Origin of the sequence: Rhodococcus sp. 15-725-2-2b (genome assembly GCF_002259075.1) — a bacterium.
Taxonomy (GTDB): domain Bacteria; phylum Actinomycetota; class Actinomycetes; order Mycobacteriales; family Mycobacteriaceae; genus Rhodococcoides.
Window position 1 is genome coordinate 378925 of the sequence record NZ_NPFL01000019.1, and the last position, 13045, is coordinate 391969.

General features: G+C 65.5%; 15 protein-coding genes and 4 tRNA genes. 4 read left to right on the forward strand and 15 right to left on the reverse strand.

Features of this window, described 5'->3' with window-relative positions; all coding sequences use genetic code 11:
• Positions 1-24: 24 nt before the first annotated feature.
• From CH306_RS22365 to CH306_RS22400, 8 genes are all read right to left on the reverse strand, one after another.
• Positions 25-1050, reverse strand: coding sequence for an NUDIX hydrolase (locus CH306_RS22365; RefSeq protein ID WP_032397957.1), 1026 nt, complete (start codon positions 1048-1050; stop codon positions 25-27).
• Complete coding sequence (locus CH306_RS22370; protein ID WP_032397956.1) at positions 1050-2174, reverse strand: glycosyltransferase family 4 protein; 1125 nt, start codon at positions 2172-2174, stop codon at positions 1050-1052. Before CH306_RS22370 ends, CH306_RS22365 begins: the two co-directional genes overlap by 1 nt.
• A complete protein-coding gene (locus tag CH306_RS22375) occupies positions 2171-3076 on the reverse strand; it encodes a phosphatidylinositol mannoside acyltransferase (protein ID WP_094647962.1) in 906 nt (301 codons plus the stop codon). Before CH306_RS22375 ends, CH306_RS22370 begins: the two co-directional genes overlap by 4 nt.
• Complete coding sequence (gene pgsA, locus CH306_RS22380; protein WP_032397954.1) at positions 3073-3756, reverse strand: phosphatidylinositol phosphate synthase; 684 nt, start codon at positions 3754-3756, stop codon at positions 3073-3075. Before pgsA ends, CH306_RS22375 begins: the two co-directional genes overlap by 4 nt.
• A gap of 25 nt (positions 3757-3781) precedes the next feature.
• The gene (locus CH306_RS22385) at positions 3782-4324 is read right to left on the reverse strand and encodes an HIT family protein (protein ID WP_032397953.1); all 543 of its coding nucleotides are present in this window, start codon (positions 4322-4324) and stop codon (positions 3782-3784) included.
• 2 nt (positions 4325-4326) lie between these two features.
• A complete protein-coding gene (gene thrS / locus CH306_RS22390) occupies positions 4327-6387 on the reverse strand; it encodes a threonine--tRNA ligase (protein WP_032397952.1) in 2061 nt (686 codons plus the stop codon).
• 102 nt (positions 6388-6489) lie between these two features.
• Complete coding sequence (locus CH306_RS22395) at positions 6490-6891, reverse strand: TIGR02611 family protein (RefSeq protein ID WP_094630114.1); 402 nt, start codon at positions 6889-6891, stop codon at positions 6490-6492.
• Positions 6892-7007: 116 nt separating this feature from the next.
• A tRNA-Val gene (locus CH306_RS22400) sits at positions 7008-7079 on the reverse strand.
• 243 nt (positions 7080-7322) lie between these two features.
• Here CH306_RS22400 and CH306_RS22405 point away from each other — a divergent pair.
• The 3 genes from CH306_RS22405 (at position 7323) to CH306_RS22415 (ending at position 7594) form a co-directional block, all read left to right on the forward strand.
• Positions 7323-7394 (forward strand) — tRNA-Gly (locus tag CH306_RS22405).
• 17 nt (positions 7395-7411) lie between these two features.
• Positions 7412-7482: transfer RNA gene (locus CH306_RS22410), tRNA-Cys, on the forward strand.
• Between the two features lie 37 nt (positions 7483-7519).
• Positions 7520-7594: transfer RNA gene (locus CH306_RS22415), tRNA-Val, on the forward strand.
• A gap of 172 nt (positions 7595-7766) precedes the next feature.
• Here CH306_RS22415 and CH306_RS22420 read toward each other — a convergent pair.
• Positions 7767-8636 carry a hypothetical protein gene (locus CH306_RS22420; protein ID WP_143545352.1) on the reverse strand — a complete coding sequence of 290 codons (870 nt, stop codon included), beginning with the start codon at positions 8634-8636 and terminating at the stop codon, positions 7767-7769.
• A 155-nt stretch (positions 8637-8791) separates the two neighbouring features.
• Here CH306_RS22420 and CH306_RS22425 point away from each other — a divergent pair, with 155 nt between their 5' ends.
• A complete protein-coding gene (locus CH306_RS22425) occupies positions 8792-9043 on the forward strand; it encodes a hypothetical protein (RefSeq protein ID WP_094647964.1) in 252 nt (83 codons plus the stop codon).
• 61 nt (positions 9044-9104) lie between these two features.
• Here CH306_RS22425 and CH306_RS22430 read toward each other — a convergent pair whose 3' ends face one another.
• From CH306_RS22430 to CH306_RS22455, 6 genes are all read right to left on the reverse strand, one after another.
• On the reverse strand, positions 9105-10337 hold the full coding sequence (locus CH306_RS22430; RefSeq protein ID WP_094647965.1) for a phage major capsid family protein: 1233 nt from the start codon (positions 10335-10337) through the stop codon (positions 9105-9107).
• 278 nt (positions 10338-10615) lie between these two features.
• Positions 10616-10963 (reverse strand): hypothetical protein, encoded by a 348-nt coding sequence (locus CH306_RS22435; RefSeq protein WP_094647966.1) that lies wholly within the window; start codon positions 10961-10963, stop codon positions 10616-10618.
• A complete protein-coding gene (locus tag CH306_RS22440; RefSeq protein ID WP_094647967.1) occupies positions 10956-11318 on the reverse strand; it encodes a hypothetical protein in 363 nt (120 codons plus the stop codon). Before CH306_RS22440 ends, CH306_RS22435 begins: the two co-directional genes overlap by 8 nt.
• Positions 11315-11827, reverse strand: coding sequence for a phage terminase small subunit P27 family (locus CH306_RS22445; RefSeq protein WP_094647968.1), 513 nt, complete (start codon positions 11825-11827; stop codon positions 11315-11317). Before CH306_RS22445 ends, CH306_RS22440 begins: the two co-directional genes overlap by 4 nt.
• Positions 11828-12265: 438 nt before the next feature.
• Positions 12266-12499, reverse strand: a complete 234-nt coding sequence (locus CH306_RS22450; protein ID WP_094647969.1) for a hypothetical protein — start codon at positions 12497-12499, stop codon at positions 12266-12268.
• A gap of 2 nt (positions 12500-12501) precedes the next feature.
• A complete protein-coding gene (locus CH306_RS22455; RefSeq protein WP_094647970.1) occupies positions 12502-12771 on the reverse strand; it encodes a hypothetical protein in 270 nt (89 codons plus the stop codon).
• Between the last annotated feature and the right edge of the window lie 274 nt (positions 12772-13045).

Sequence of the window (13045 nt, forward strand, 5' to 3'; positions counted from 1 at the left end):
ACTGCTCGAAAAGGGTCCAGATCGCTAGCGGATAGCGCGCACGTCCGGATCACCGCGTCGAGCGAGAGCCACGTTGACCTCGTCGAGCAGTTCCGCCAGGTCCTGGGGATAGACGTTCTCGCCGACCGCGCTCAGCGCACGGATGTCGGCCTCGGTGCACCACTGATGGCCGGTCACGGTGCGGCGTTCGAAATCGGTGAAACCAGCACTGTGCGGTTCGAACTCCTGCGTCCGGATCGCGAAGAACAATTCTTCCGAGCGGATCAGAGTTCCGTTGAACGGGAACGTCGCAACCCGACGCCACAGCGGACCGCGCAGGTCGGCCGGAGCGATGGTCAGGCCGGTCTCCTCGTGTACCTCCCGCACCGCTGCCTCGCGGAGCGATTCGCCCTTCTCCACTGCCCCACCGATGGTGAACCAGAAGAAGGTGTCGGGAACCGTCGGATCGTGTCCGCGCAGCAGCAGTACGCGACCGCGCTCGTCGAGCAGCACCACCCGCGCGGACGTTCTCGGGGTGGCGCGGTTCTCGCTGCCGAACGTCGCGGCAGCAGACCGCTCGGCGATCTCGAAGTACGACGGCAGTGCCGCGGTTCCGCCGAGGTGCAACCAACGGACGGGACGTCTGACGCGCAGGGCAAGGGTGTCGCGAACTGCGTCGTTGTGAAACCGTCGTGCGATCAACACGCGGGCCTCGGCGTCGGCCAGTTCGGCGACCAGTTGCGGGGGCAAGTCGTTCGGTTCGACGACGGCCAGAGCCATGGACACCGCGTTCTCGGCCTCTTCACGCTGTGACCGGTCGACGCGTTCGGCCCGATCGGCCAACGCAGCGAGTTCTCTGCTCGACGGGGCCGAGTCCCGGGTCGCCGCGGACACCGCGCGCGCGACGACGGCCCGGCGGGCGAGTGCTGCATCGAGCGCCTGCCAGGCGAGGTCGGTGCGCACGTGTAGGCGGTCGAGTCGGTTCGCCGTTCCGTAGGCCCACAGGCCGACGACGAGGATCAGTACGGCGATCAGCCCGAGTACCAGAATCGTGAGCGCTGAGAAGGTCATCAGTTCGCTGCCCGCACCTTCTGGCCCCCGAGGGTGACGGTTTCGTAGACACGCAGGATCTGCTCGGCGACGACGGGCCAGTCGTAGGTGGTGACAGCCACGGAGGCGGCGTCGACCAGACGTGCACGGACGGCATCGTCGCCGAGGATCGAGCAGACGGCGACGGCGAGGGCAGCGGAGTCGTCGATCGGAACGAGGAGTCCGCACGTGCCGTCCCGCAGGACCCGTCGGAATGCGTCGAGTTCGCTTGCCACCACCGGTGTTCCGGCGGCCATGGCCTCGACCAGGACGATGCCGAAGCTCTCACCGCCGAGGTTCGGTGCGCAGTAGACGTCGGCGCTGCGCATCGCGGATGCCTTGGTCGCATCGTCGACCTGCCCCAGAAACGTCAGGTGCGACGCGAGTGCGCCCGCGTCCTTGCGTAGCTTGTCCTCGTCGCCACGGCCGACGATCAGGATCTCGATGTCGGGGTGGGATTCGACGAGTGTGGGCAGAGCGCCGAGCAGGACTGCCATTCCTTTGCGCGGTTCGTCGAAACGGCCGAGGAAGAGCACCGTGCGACCGGCGCGTGGATAGCCTTCCAGCACAGGGGCATCGGCGAATGCGGGCACGTCGACTCCGTTGGGGATCTCGACGGCGTCGGAGCCGAGGGCCTCGACCTGCCAGCGCCGGGCGAGTTCCGACACGGCGATACGGCCGCTGATCTTCTCGTGGTACGGACGCAGCACTCCTTGAAAGGTGCTGAGCACCAGGGACTTCGTCGTCGAGGTGTGGAAGGTCGCCACGATCGGGCCGTCCGCGGCCTTGAGCGCCAGCATCGACAGGCTCGGCGCGTTCGGTTCGTGGATGTGCAGCACGTCGAAGTCGTTGTCGGAGATCCACTTCCGGATTCGAGAATACGTGATCGGTCCGAATCGCAGCCGTGCGACGGATCCGTTGTACGGAATGGCGAGAGCCTCGCCCGCCGACACCACGAAGTCCGGTAGCTCGACATCGTCGGACGCCGGAGCCAGGACACTGACGCGATGCCCGCGTTCGATGAACACCTCGGCCAACTGCTGAACATGTGCTTGCACTCCACCGGGAACGTCGAACGAGTACGGGCACACCATGCCGATCTTCACGCGCCCTCGATTCGGGCGCGTCGATCGGCCGACCAGTCGCTCATCCACAACGGCTGCAGCATGTGCCAATCCGCCGGATGGGCTCGGATTCCGGCTGCGAAATGATCGGCCAACGTCTGGGTGGCAGGCCCGACCCCGGCCGAGACATCCACTGCGGGCGAGATGTCGAATCCCCAGCCGTCGCCGTCGAAGTAGCCGTGCACCGGGAGCAGCGTCGCCCCGGTGTCGATCGCGAGTTTCGCCGCGCCCGCAGGCATCCGGGTCGGTTCACCGAAGAAGGTGACCGGCACCCCGTGCTTGGCGAGGTCCCGCTCGCCGAGCAGGCAGACGACCTTGTTCTGGCGCAGTCTCTCGGACAGTGCGAGCAGAGGCGGTTGCTCGCCGCCGCTGAGCGGGAATATCTCGAAGCCCAGGCTCTCTCGATAGGCGACGAATCGCTGGTACAGGGATTCGGGCTTCAGCCGTTCGGCAACGGTGGAGAGTCCTCCGTGCGTGCGCACCAGCCACATTCCGGCCATGTCCCAATTGCCACTGTGCGGCAGAGCCAGGACCACTCCCTTACCGGCCGCGAGCGCACCCTCGAGATGTTCCTTGCCGTTCACGCACCGATCGATGACGGCGGCCTGCGCGGCCAGATCCATCGACGGCAACCGAAACGCCTCGCGCCAGTATCGAGCATAGGAGCGCAGGCTGTCGCGAATCAGCTCGTCGGGTACCTCGGAGGGAGTGGTTCCCAGGACGCGAGCGAGATTGCGACGCAACTGATCCGGGCCGCCGTTGCGCGTCGACGCGAAGTCTGCGCCGCGATCGAACAGGCGTCGTGCCACCGGCTCGGGCAGAGACCGGACCAGGCGCCAACCGGCCGCGTAGCCGGCGTCGCTCGCTCTGTCGGAGAGATTCACGACGCGGCCACGTCGCCGTCGTCGGGTGCCGGTGCCACCGGAGGCACGATGATGTCACGGGCACCCTCGGATCCACGAACTGCGAGAACGCGCTGGAACACGGTGACGATGCTCAGGGCGGCGAGAATCCACATGGCCGGGTAGATCAGGCTGTCCAGCCACGGAATGTCGAAATGTCTTCCGACACCGGTGAGCCCAGCTCCGACCAGAACGATGACGAGGCGGTCCGGTCGTTCGATCCAACCACCGTCCGCTGACAGGCCGCTGGCCTCGGCGCGGGCTTTGGCGTACGAGATGACCTGCGAGGTGACCAGGCAGATCAGGGTGGCCACCAGCAGCAGCTTGTCCTGCTCGGAATAGACGGCCCACCAGGCCAATCCGCCGAAGATCGCACCGTCGGCCACTCGATCGCACGTCGCATCGAGGACGGCACCGTACTTGGTACCACCACCCCGAGCCCGCGCCATGGCACCGTCGAGCATGTCGAACAGGACGAACAGGGTGATGACGATCGAGCCCCACCACAGGTAGCCGGCGGGGTACATCGTGACCGCCGCGGTCACGGTGACGACGGTGCCGATGATCGTCACCGAGTTGGGGGTCAGTCCGGTGCTGTTGAGGGCGCGCCCGAGCGGGGCGGTCACCTTCGAGACCGGCGCACGGCCGAAAATGCTCAGCACGGCGCGTGCTCCTCTCGCCTGTGGTTCATTCGTTCCAGGCCGACGCCAGCAGGGCCCGAGTGTCGCGGAGCAGCTGCGGCATCACTTTTGCGCCGCTGATCACGGTGATGAAGTTCGCGTCGCCGCCCCACCGGGGCACGATGTGCTGATGCAGATGCTCGGCCAAGGACCCGCCCGCGGCAGCTCCGAGGTTGAGCCCGACGTTGAACCCGTGCGGACGTGACACTCGCTTGATGACGCGAATCATCTGCTGCGTGAAGGCCATCAGTTCCGCGCTCTCCGCGGGCGTGAGGTCTTCCAGTGCCGCGACGCGACGGTACGGCACGATCATCGCGTGGCCCGGGTTGTACGGATACAGGTTGAGGACCGCATACACCGATTCGCCTCGTGCGACGACGAGACCGTCCTCGTCGCTCATCTTGGGGATGTCGGAGAACGGCTCGTTCGACTTCGCCGAGCCCTGAGGAGCCTCGGCGATGTAGGACATCCGATGCGGCGTCCACAGTCGCTGCAGCCGATCGGGCTCACCGGCCCCGGTGACGACGATCGACTCGTCCTGTTCCGACATGATCAGCTCACTCCTGCGGGTTCGGTCTGCACGAGCTCGGCGGTCGGTGATGCGTTGTTGCGCTGGGAGATCCAGTCGGTGACGACGGTGATGGCCTGCGCCACCGGGACGCCGTTGACCTGAGTGCCGTCCCGGAATCGGAAGCTCACGGCACCGGCTTCGACGTCGCGTTCGCCGGCGAGGAGCATGAAGGGAACCTTCTGCGCCGTCTGGTTGAAGATCTTCTTCTGCATCCGGTCGTCACTCGCGTCGACCTCGGCGCGTACGCCACGCTTCTTCAGCTCGTTCACCACCGCGAACAGGTGGTCCTGGTAGACCTCGGCAACCGGGATGCCCACGACCTGGACCGGTGCGAGCCAGGCCGGGAACGCGCCCGCGTAATGCTCGGTGAGCACTCCGAAGAAGCGCTCGATGGATCCGAACAGCGCGCGGTGAATCATCACCGGGCGTTCCTTGGTTCCGCCCGAGCCGGTGTATTCGAGTTCGAAGCGTTCGGGCAGGTTGAAGTCGAGCTGAATGGTCGACATCTGCCAGGTACGCCCCAGCGCATCCTTGGCCTGTACCGAGATCTTCGGTCCGTAGAACGCCGCACCACCCGGATCGGGCACCAGGTTCAGGCCCGACGCAGCCGCCACCTCGGCGAGGGTGTTGGTCGCTTCTTCCCAGACCTCGTCGCTGCCGACCGACTTCTCCGGGTTGCGAGTGGAGAGTTCGAGGTAGAAGTCGTCGAGGCCGTAGTCCTTGAGCAGCCCGAGAACGAACTCGAGGGTGCTGGTGAGCTCGCCGCGCATCTGCTCGCGGGTGCAGAAGATGTGCGCGTCGTCCTGGGTCATCCCGCGCACCCGGGTCAGACCGTGGATGACGCCGGACTTCTCGTAGCGGTAGACCGAGCCGAACTCGAACAGGCGCAACGGCAGTTCGCGGTACGAACGGCCGCGAGAGCGGAAGATCAGGTTGTGCATCGGGCAGTTCATCGGCTTGAGGTAGTAGTCCTGGCCGGGCTTGCGCACGTCGCCGTTCTCGTCGAGTTCGGCGTCCAGGTGCATCGCCGGGAACATGCCGTCCCGGTACCAATCGAGGTGACCCGAGACCTCGTAGAGATGGCCCTTGGTGATGTGCGGGGTGTTGACGAACTCGTAGCCCTCTTCGATGTGCCGCTGGCGGGAGTAGTTCTCCAGCTCGTTGCGGATCACACCACCCTTCGGATGGAACACCGGAAGACCGGAGCCCAATTCGTCGGGAAAGCTGAACAGGTCCAGCTCGGATCCGAGCTTGCGGTGATCGCGACGCTCCGCCTCGGCCAGCAGTTCGAGATGCGCATCGAGCGCTTCGGCAGACTCCCAAGCCGTTCCGTAGATGCGCTGCAGGCCTGCATTGTCCTGATTGCCGCGCCAGTAGGCGGCCGAACTGCGGGTGAGCTTGAACGCGGGCACGTACTTGGTGGTGGGGATGTGGGGTCCGCGGCACAGATCGCCCCAGATGCGCTCGCCGGTCCGGGGATTGAGATTGTCGTAGGCGGTCAGCTCTCCCCCGCCGACCTCCATGACCTCAGGATCGTCGATGCCGGACTTGTCGTCGATCAGCTCGAGCTTGTACGGCTCGTTAGCCAACTCCTCACGGGCCTGCTCCACCGACTCGTACACCCGACGTGAGAAACGTTGTCCGGCCTTGACGATCTGCTTCATCTTCTTCTCGAGGGCCGTCAGATCCTCGGGAGTGAACGGCTGCTGAACGTCGAAGTCGTAGTAGAAGCCATCCTTGATGAACGGTCCGATGCCCAGCTTGGCGTCGGGAAAGAGATCCTGAACGGCCTGCGCCAGCACGTGCGCAGCCGAGTGCCTGATGACGCTTCGTCCGTCCTCGGTGTTCGCCGGAACGGGCTCGACCTCGGTGTCGCCCTGCGGTGCCCATGACAGGTCACGGAGCTTGCCGTCGGGATCGCGCACGACGACGATCGCGTCGGGTCCCTTGTTGGGCAGGCCGGTGTCGCGGAGCGCCGTACCTGCCGTGGTTCCGGCCGGCACCATGATGCGGGCGGGCGAAACAGCGGCGACAACGGGCATGCTCACAGCGATGTACTCCTCGATCGGTTCTTCTGGCCAGGAAGGCCTCCGACAGCCTATCGGCATCGGTCCACTCGATTGGCCTCAGCGCGACGCGTGACGTCAGATCGGGCTTTCGAGCCACGTCCAGTCGAGCCCGATCCACCCTCCGACCAACGCGAACGTTCCCAGCAGCCACAGCGTGGCCAGCACGACCACGGTGGTGAACAGAACGCCGAGGCCCTTGACGAACATCGATTGCTTGGAGAACCACGCCATGAATGCGTCGTATCTCTTGCGGACGAACCGCAGCGCACTCTTGGCCCACGCGAATTCCGAGGCCAGGATGCCCAGACCCGCGAACACGATCAGCCACCCGGGCCCCGGGTACGGAATGGCGAGTACACCCAGCACCAGCACGACCGTTCCGACGACACCGATCGTTATCCGGTACGCGAGATCGAGCGACTTGTTCTCGGCGATGCGCGCCCGGAAGCGCCGATGCTTCACCTTGGCTGTGTCCATCGGACCCTGGTCGTCGACGGCCTGCGGCTTCGTCTCTTCGGTGCTCACCGACCCAGGTTACCGGCCTCGAACGCAAGAAGGCCCACACCGACGAGCGGTGCGGGCCTTCTTTTCTGTGGTCCCGGCTGGGATCGAACCAGCGACCTTCCGCGTGTGAAGCGGACGCTCTCCCACTGAGCCACGGGACCGAACGAGGCAAAACATTAACACGAGGTGCCGCGGCGAACCGAATCGCCTGCCCGATCATCGAATTCGTCGATGGACTACCTCCACTGGACTCGTTCCGCCTCTGCTTTCACATCATTCACATGGGCCGATCGGTCGAATTCCGCGGCTGACCACGAGATTTGTGAGTTTCACTCCCGTTGGGTTAATGTTTTCCCCGCACCACGGAGACAGCAACTGCCCAGCAGTGAACGGCTCCGGGGTATGCGGATGTGGCGCAGTGGTAGCGCATCACCTTGCCAAGGTGAGGGTCGCGGGTTCGAATCCCGTCATCCGCTCGAGGGTCTCGACCCATGGTGGAGTGGCCGAGTGGTGAGGCAACGGCCTGCAAAGCCGTGCACACGGGTTCGATTCCCGTCTCCACCTCGCAAGTGCGTCGGTCGCAAGGCCGATGCGAGGACACGCGCGATTAGCTCAGCGGGAGAGCGCTTCCCTGACACGGAAGAGGTCACTGGTTCAATCCCAGTATCGCGCACCACAGCAGGACCAGGTCAGGCCCCCTTTCGAGGGGGCCTTTCTTGCGTCTGCACCACGTTTGCCCCACGTTGGTGGCGCACACCCCCACGCAGGCCGCCGCCCCGGTCTCATACGAGGCCGGGGCATTACCTACCGCGAACGCACGCGGGTTGCAGTTATGGACCGAGTGCGAGCTATCGGGTGGTTTGCACCTCGGTACTCGGGTCCACGATAGGGCCGAGTCCTAGCATCTGTTGCCGCACGAGGTTTATCAGCGGCTTACGTTGTCCATGAATCTTGGAGAATTGCTCACTAATTGCCTCGAAATCGGGCTCTTCGAGCCCGCCTACGAGCTTGTCTAGGGCCTCGCTAGCCATAAAGACGACCGCCCGGTAATCGACGTACAGGGTACGAACAGCCCGCTCGACCTCGGGTTCAACAAGCGTCACAAACGCTGGCGTGAATACGAGTTCAAGGGCCACTAGGCGTAGTAACCACGGTCTACCAGCATCGGAAATGTTTTGTGCAACCTGTTGAGCGTTTAGGGGTGTGTTCTGCGCCCGCCAGCCCGCGTGCTTTTTCAACGCCTTGAACTCGGTCCACGGGAATCCGGCCACCTCCGCGATTGCCTCGAAAATGGGCGGCAACGTCGCAACCTGCTCTTGCCTCCGCTGAGCGTCAAGCTCGCGGGTCAGCAGCTCCTCGGATCGAGCTAACTCGGCCTCTAGTCTTAGCTGGGCCGCGTCACGGTCCTCACGTGCCCGTTCGCGCACCGCGTCGAGTTCTCGAACCAACCTTGCGTCCGCAGCGTCGGCGTCGGCGACTCTCAAACGCTCGGCCTCAAGTGCCCCTGCTTCCGCGTCTTCCCGTGCTTGCGCAGACTGAAGTAGGGCGACCACCACAGCCGCGACGGTGCCAACACTGGCCACCCATGTGCCGACCACGCTCCACACGTCGACACCCCACCCGGCGATGATCCCCCACACACCGACCACCGCGCAGAGCAACACGACCGCGCCGCCAGCCAGCCACCTCACCACTTTTTGATTCCCCGTATTTGCCATATCGAGAACCCTAGGGGCAAGCAACGACAACAGCCCCCGTCGTAATGATGGACTGCCCATGCCGCCGTGCACATGCTTAAAAGTTCTGTCGGGTCGTTCTCTTAGGCTTGGCCGTGCCAACCACGAGGTCGGTACCCGCCAGGAAAGGGCAATATATGACCGCAGCACCATGGGATTACGAGGCCGTGAGCGGCACCAAGGTTCGATTGACCAACCGCACCGGGGCCAAGGCCGCGATGGTCTCGTTGCGCGAACACGAAAGCAACAAGGTTGTTCACTCGGTAAGCCCCGTCGAACCCGACGCGTCGTTCGAGTTCAAGACCTCGGGCGGCCTCGTTCTGCACGTGGAATGGCGGTCGATACACCCCGAGGGCGACCATGAGGCCATGTGGACGTTCAAGACATAGCCTCACGCACAACACCGCCCCGGTCTCACACGAGGCCGGGGCGGTGTTTTGTCACAAGGGTTTACGCCCTCGTGCCCACCTCGACGACGCCGAGGGGGCTCGTGAGGTTGACGCCGATACGCGTCTCGGTGCGCACCTCGATTTCGTTGCGAGAGAACCCGCTGTACGGGTTCCAGTCGACCGAGATACGCCCGTCACCGACGAACTCGATTGCCGTGGTGTCGAGCACGGTGCCGGTCTTGGCCGGTAGGACGTTGCTCGTCACTGTCGGCACACCCCACACGAGACGCTTGGCGCGGTCCACCGGGAGATTGGCGGAGCCGAGGTCGAACGCACCGTCACCCTCACGGCGGGTGAGTTCGAGCATTTCCCAATCGTCGGGTGAGAGCACGATCCCCCGCGCCACGTGGCCGAGTCGTTCGAGGTCGGTGATTGCCCTACGCAGCGTGGTCAACAGGTCGACCGCAAACGGCCTCGATTGGATGGCCGGGTCGTTGAGGATGCCGCGCACGTTGTCGACCCGAGGCGGCCCCGCCGACACGGCACCGTCACCGACCAATACGGCGTCCTCGATACCGAGGCGCAGACCGTGCAACATGCGCCGTTCTAGGAACGCCTGCACCGCCGCCGAGTCTTCGAGCACGTACTTGTCGACCGGCCCCGCCAGGTGCGCCACGACGCGCAAGTGATCCTCGACCCGCTCGATTGCGTAGTCGGAGCGAGGCTTTTCCTCACCGACGGCCACGACCCCGGCGTTATCTTCGCGGCTCACCTCACGCATGTACGAGAAATGAGACGCCACGGGGCTCATGGGCAACAGGTCGAGGATCGTGGTTGGCAGGTCGGGCCGCTCGTAAATACCGATCATCGGAATGTCGCCGGTGGCACTGCCCGCCGGTACGAGTGCCTTGGCCAACGGATCGGGGCCAGCCATGCCCTTGACGAGGGTGGCCGCCGCCGCCTTGACGCCACCCGGCGTCGTGAGGCCGAGGTACTGCACACCGGCGTTACCGGCGTACCTGTTCCCGCCCTCAGGGTTGGACTTACCGAGGCGGTGCATGACGTCCGACGACTTGAGGGCGGCCTCGATCTTGCCGTCGATGCGGGTAATGGCGTCGGCCCCCGCCTTGGCCGCCTCGATTGCCTCGGGTTCGGGGTCGTCGAGTGACTTGAGTTCGGTCAACACCTTTTGACCCTCGGTGATAAGCGCCGACCGGCGTTCGACGAGGCTTCCCGCCGAGTTGTCGTCGGCGGCCTTGATTGCGGCGCGTAGTGCGTCGAGCTTGATTCTCATGGGAGACGTCCTAAGGACTCACGGCCACTGTTGTGGCACAACGGTTTCGAGTGAATCCCCACGGCCCACCTATGCCCCCGCCGCCAGCATCGGCGGCGTGACCCTGGCGTATGGCAGGGGCGTCGATACCCACGGCCCGCCGATGCCCCCGCCGACGATCCGGCGTGACCCTTGCGTATGGCTTCGATCAACGCACCGTCGACCCTACAGGGCCAATCCCGTTGTGCTGCAAGGGTAACGCTACCCCTCGTGACGCGGCGGTGACACCGCAGTGACGCCTAGAACCCCCGCCGTTTCCACAGCGTCTCGTCCCACCCGTCGGCGGCGGCGCGCGTGGTGCCCTCGTGGGTGTCGTCGTCGAGCACGTCACTACCGCGCATCGGAACCTCGACCGACTCGTTGCCGGGGCGCACCTCGGGCGGTACCGACGGCCACGGCGGCACACCGATTGCACCGCCGTCGTTCGCCCGCTGCGCGGCGGCCCTGGCCGCCCCTGCCCCGTTCGGCCCGCCACCGAATCGGTAGGCCGTGGCCCCGTCGGGTGCGGTGACCCACCACCGGCCAGTGCGGTCGACACCGGCGGCGTAGACCGCCTCGGTGACGTCCTCGGTCGTCGTCTCACTCATCGGTCGACCCCTCGTCGTCGGGTGTCGGCAGGGCGTCCTCAACGCTCTCGGCGTCGAAATCCCACCCGTCGGGTAGGTCAGGCTTGGCGGCCTGCGTGGCCCGTTTGGGCACCTCACCGAACAGGTCACGGTGGTAGCTGGCGCACAGGCCCTCAGGGCGGTCGACGTGAGGCCTCAACAAGGCCACGCACCGCTCGAAATCGCCTTGGTACCCCCATGCGATCTTGACCGCGCCGAGGCCCAACGTTGCCCACACGCGTGGGTTGTCGGCGTTGGGGTCGGTGTCCTGGCCGTCGAACTTGAGGGCCAGGGCCGCCGCCTCGTATCGGCGCACCACGTCATCGAGGCCGGTCACGTCGTCGCCCCGTAGGCAAACGGGTTGACCGCGCCGCCGTCGCCCATAGCCGCCGTGGTCTGCGCTGAGGCGTATGCCTTGGCCTCGGTGGCGGGAGATAGCCCGAGTTCGCCGGTGAGGCGGTGCACCTCGGCGCGGGCGTCGGCCAGCATCTTGACCTCAGGGCGCACAACACGTTTCGTCGTCTCGTCACCGGCACTGTTGCGCACGGTGACCCACTCGGTGCGGCCCTGCTTGGCCACGTCGGCGCGCAGCTCGTGAAACTCGGCCCACGCGGTGCAGTACCGCACGAGGACGCCTCGGTGCAGGTCACCGGCCAACACGCGCAGCTTGTCGAGTAGGGGCACAACGCGTTTCCACTCGGCCTGCGCCTCACGAGGTAGGCCCTTGGGCATTGGCGGGGCCTCACGGGCCGACGGGACGGTGACGACCTTGCGGCCCGCCGAGTCATGGCCGGGGCCTCGACCGCCGATCAACTTGAGGGCGGTGGGCTTGACGGGTGCGGCCATGTGACACAACCCCTTTCGTGTGGACGTCGAAAGCAGAAACGCCGGGGTCGTCTCCACAAACGACCCCGGCGTCACCGACGGGTGCGCAAGTACCCGACCTATCACTCACCTGCATTTCCTGACGAAAGGAACAGCAACCCCCACCATACCCGATAGTCATGCATTGCAACGGATTTCCATACACCGTGTCGTGACACCCGGTGTCACGTCGACGACGGTGCTCACTTGACATTGCGCGGTGCGCGTGGGTCACACTGCCGCGCCGATCTGTGCACGCAGATAAAGCCCGAGAGAGGGGGGTGCACCAGCGGCGAGACGTCAACAATTCCGACCCCACCCCCTCGTGAGCGGTCGAGAGAGCCGAACCGACTGCGTGATTGTTGTCACACCACCGCCGACCGTGGCACCACGAGCCACGGTCGGTCTGGTTATGCATGTTTATGCACCGAGGTCGTCACCCTCTGGCCAAGGTGCCACGGCGTCGGGGCCGTGTTGCTCGACGAGGATACGCCGGATAGCCCTACGGGCCTCGTCCCTGGCCGCCAGTCGCCGTGCATCTTTGGCGTCGAACCGATCCTCACGCGCCGTGCCGCTGTACCCGCGATTCTGCGCCCTAGGCTCACGCTGCCGCTTGATCTTGCCGTCGAGGGGGTCGTGTGTACGCCGCGCCATGGTCACGCGTCCTCGACCATGTGCGTGGCGGCCAACTGTGCGTGCAACATGCGGGCCGCACCCTCGGCACCGTGAGCACGGCGCATGACCGCAACGTATCGACGGGCCAAGGCCACGATGACCTCCCCGTGCGGCACGTCGCCGGTCGAGAGTTGGTCGACTGCCTCACCGAGTACGTCAGCGGTGGGGTCGTCGGCGTCGGCGGCGTTGGACATACCGAGGGCAATGAGTAGGCCGAGGCGGTCGGCCTCGTTGTTGACGGTGACGCTCATGGGTTGGTTCCTGTCGCTCGGTGGACCCGTCGGGTCCGGTGGTTGGGTTGCCGGGGCCAATGCCCCGAGGCGGTCTCGTTGCCGGTGCCGTGGGCGGTGATCGACCGGTGCCAGCGCCCCACAATCGGGGTCGGGTTCTGTAATCGAAAATCATTCGATGCCCCATTGCCCGCCCCCTATAGAGAGGGGGCGCGGGCACTTTTGGCGGGCATTGCCAGCGGGCACCGGCGGGCAACCGGCGGGCACCACCGGTGACCTGCGCAAACCACCGGAC

What these genes read in the sequence shown, in the direction of transcription:
- CH306_RS22365 (WP_032397957.1), bottom strand. Translation starts at nt 1,050, where the DNA reads ATGACCTTCTCAGCGCTCACGATTCTGGTACTCGGGCTGATCGCCGTA.
- CH306_RS22385 (WP_032397953.1), bottom strand. Translation starts at nt 4,324, where the DNA reads ATGTCGGAACAGGACGAGTCGATCGTCGTCACCGGGGCCGGTGAGCCC.
- thrS (WP_032397952.1), bottom strand. Translation starts at nt 6,387, where the DNA reads ATGCCCGTTGTCGCCGCTGTTTCGCCCGCCCGCATCATGGTGCCGGCC.
- CH306_RS22395 (WP_094630114.1), bottom strand. Translation starts at nt 6,891, where the DNA reads ATGGACACAGCCAAGGTGAAGCATCGGCGCTTCCGGGCGCGCATCGCC.
- CH306_RS22420 (WP_143545352.1), bottom strand. Translation starts at nt 8,636, where the DNA reads ATGGCAAATACGGGGAATCAAAAAGTGGTGAGGTGGCTGGCTGGCGGC.
- CH306_RS22425 (WP_094647964.1), top strand. Translation starts at nt 8,792, where the DNA reads ATGACCGCAGCACCATGGGATTACGAGGCCGTGAGCGGCACCAAGGTT.
- CH306_RS22430 (WP_094647965.1), bottom strand. Translation starts at nt 10,337, where the DNA reads ATGAGAATCAAGCTCGACGCACTACGCGCCGCAATCAAGGCCGCCGAC.
- CH306_RS22435 (WP_094647966.1), bottom strand. Translation starts at nt 10,963, where the DNA reads ATGAGTGAGACGACGACCGAGGACGTCACCGAGGCGGTCTACGCCGCC.
- CH306_RS22445 (WP_094647968.1), bottom strand. Translation starts at nt 11,827, where the DNA reads ATGGCCGCACCCGTCAAGCCCACCGCCCTCAAGTTGATCGGCGGTCGA.
- CH306_RS22450 (WP_094647969.1), bottom strand. Translation starts at nt 12,499, where the DNA reads ATGGCGCGGCGTACACACGACCCCCTCGACGGCAAGATCAAGCGGCAG.
- CH306_RS22455 (WP_094647970.1), bottom strand. Translation starts at nt 12,771, where the DNA reads ATGAGCGTCACCGTCAACAACGAGGCCGACCGCCTCGGCCTACTCATT.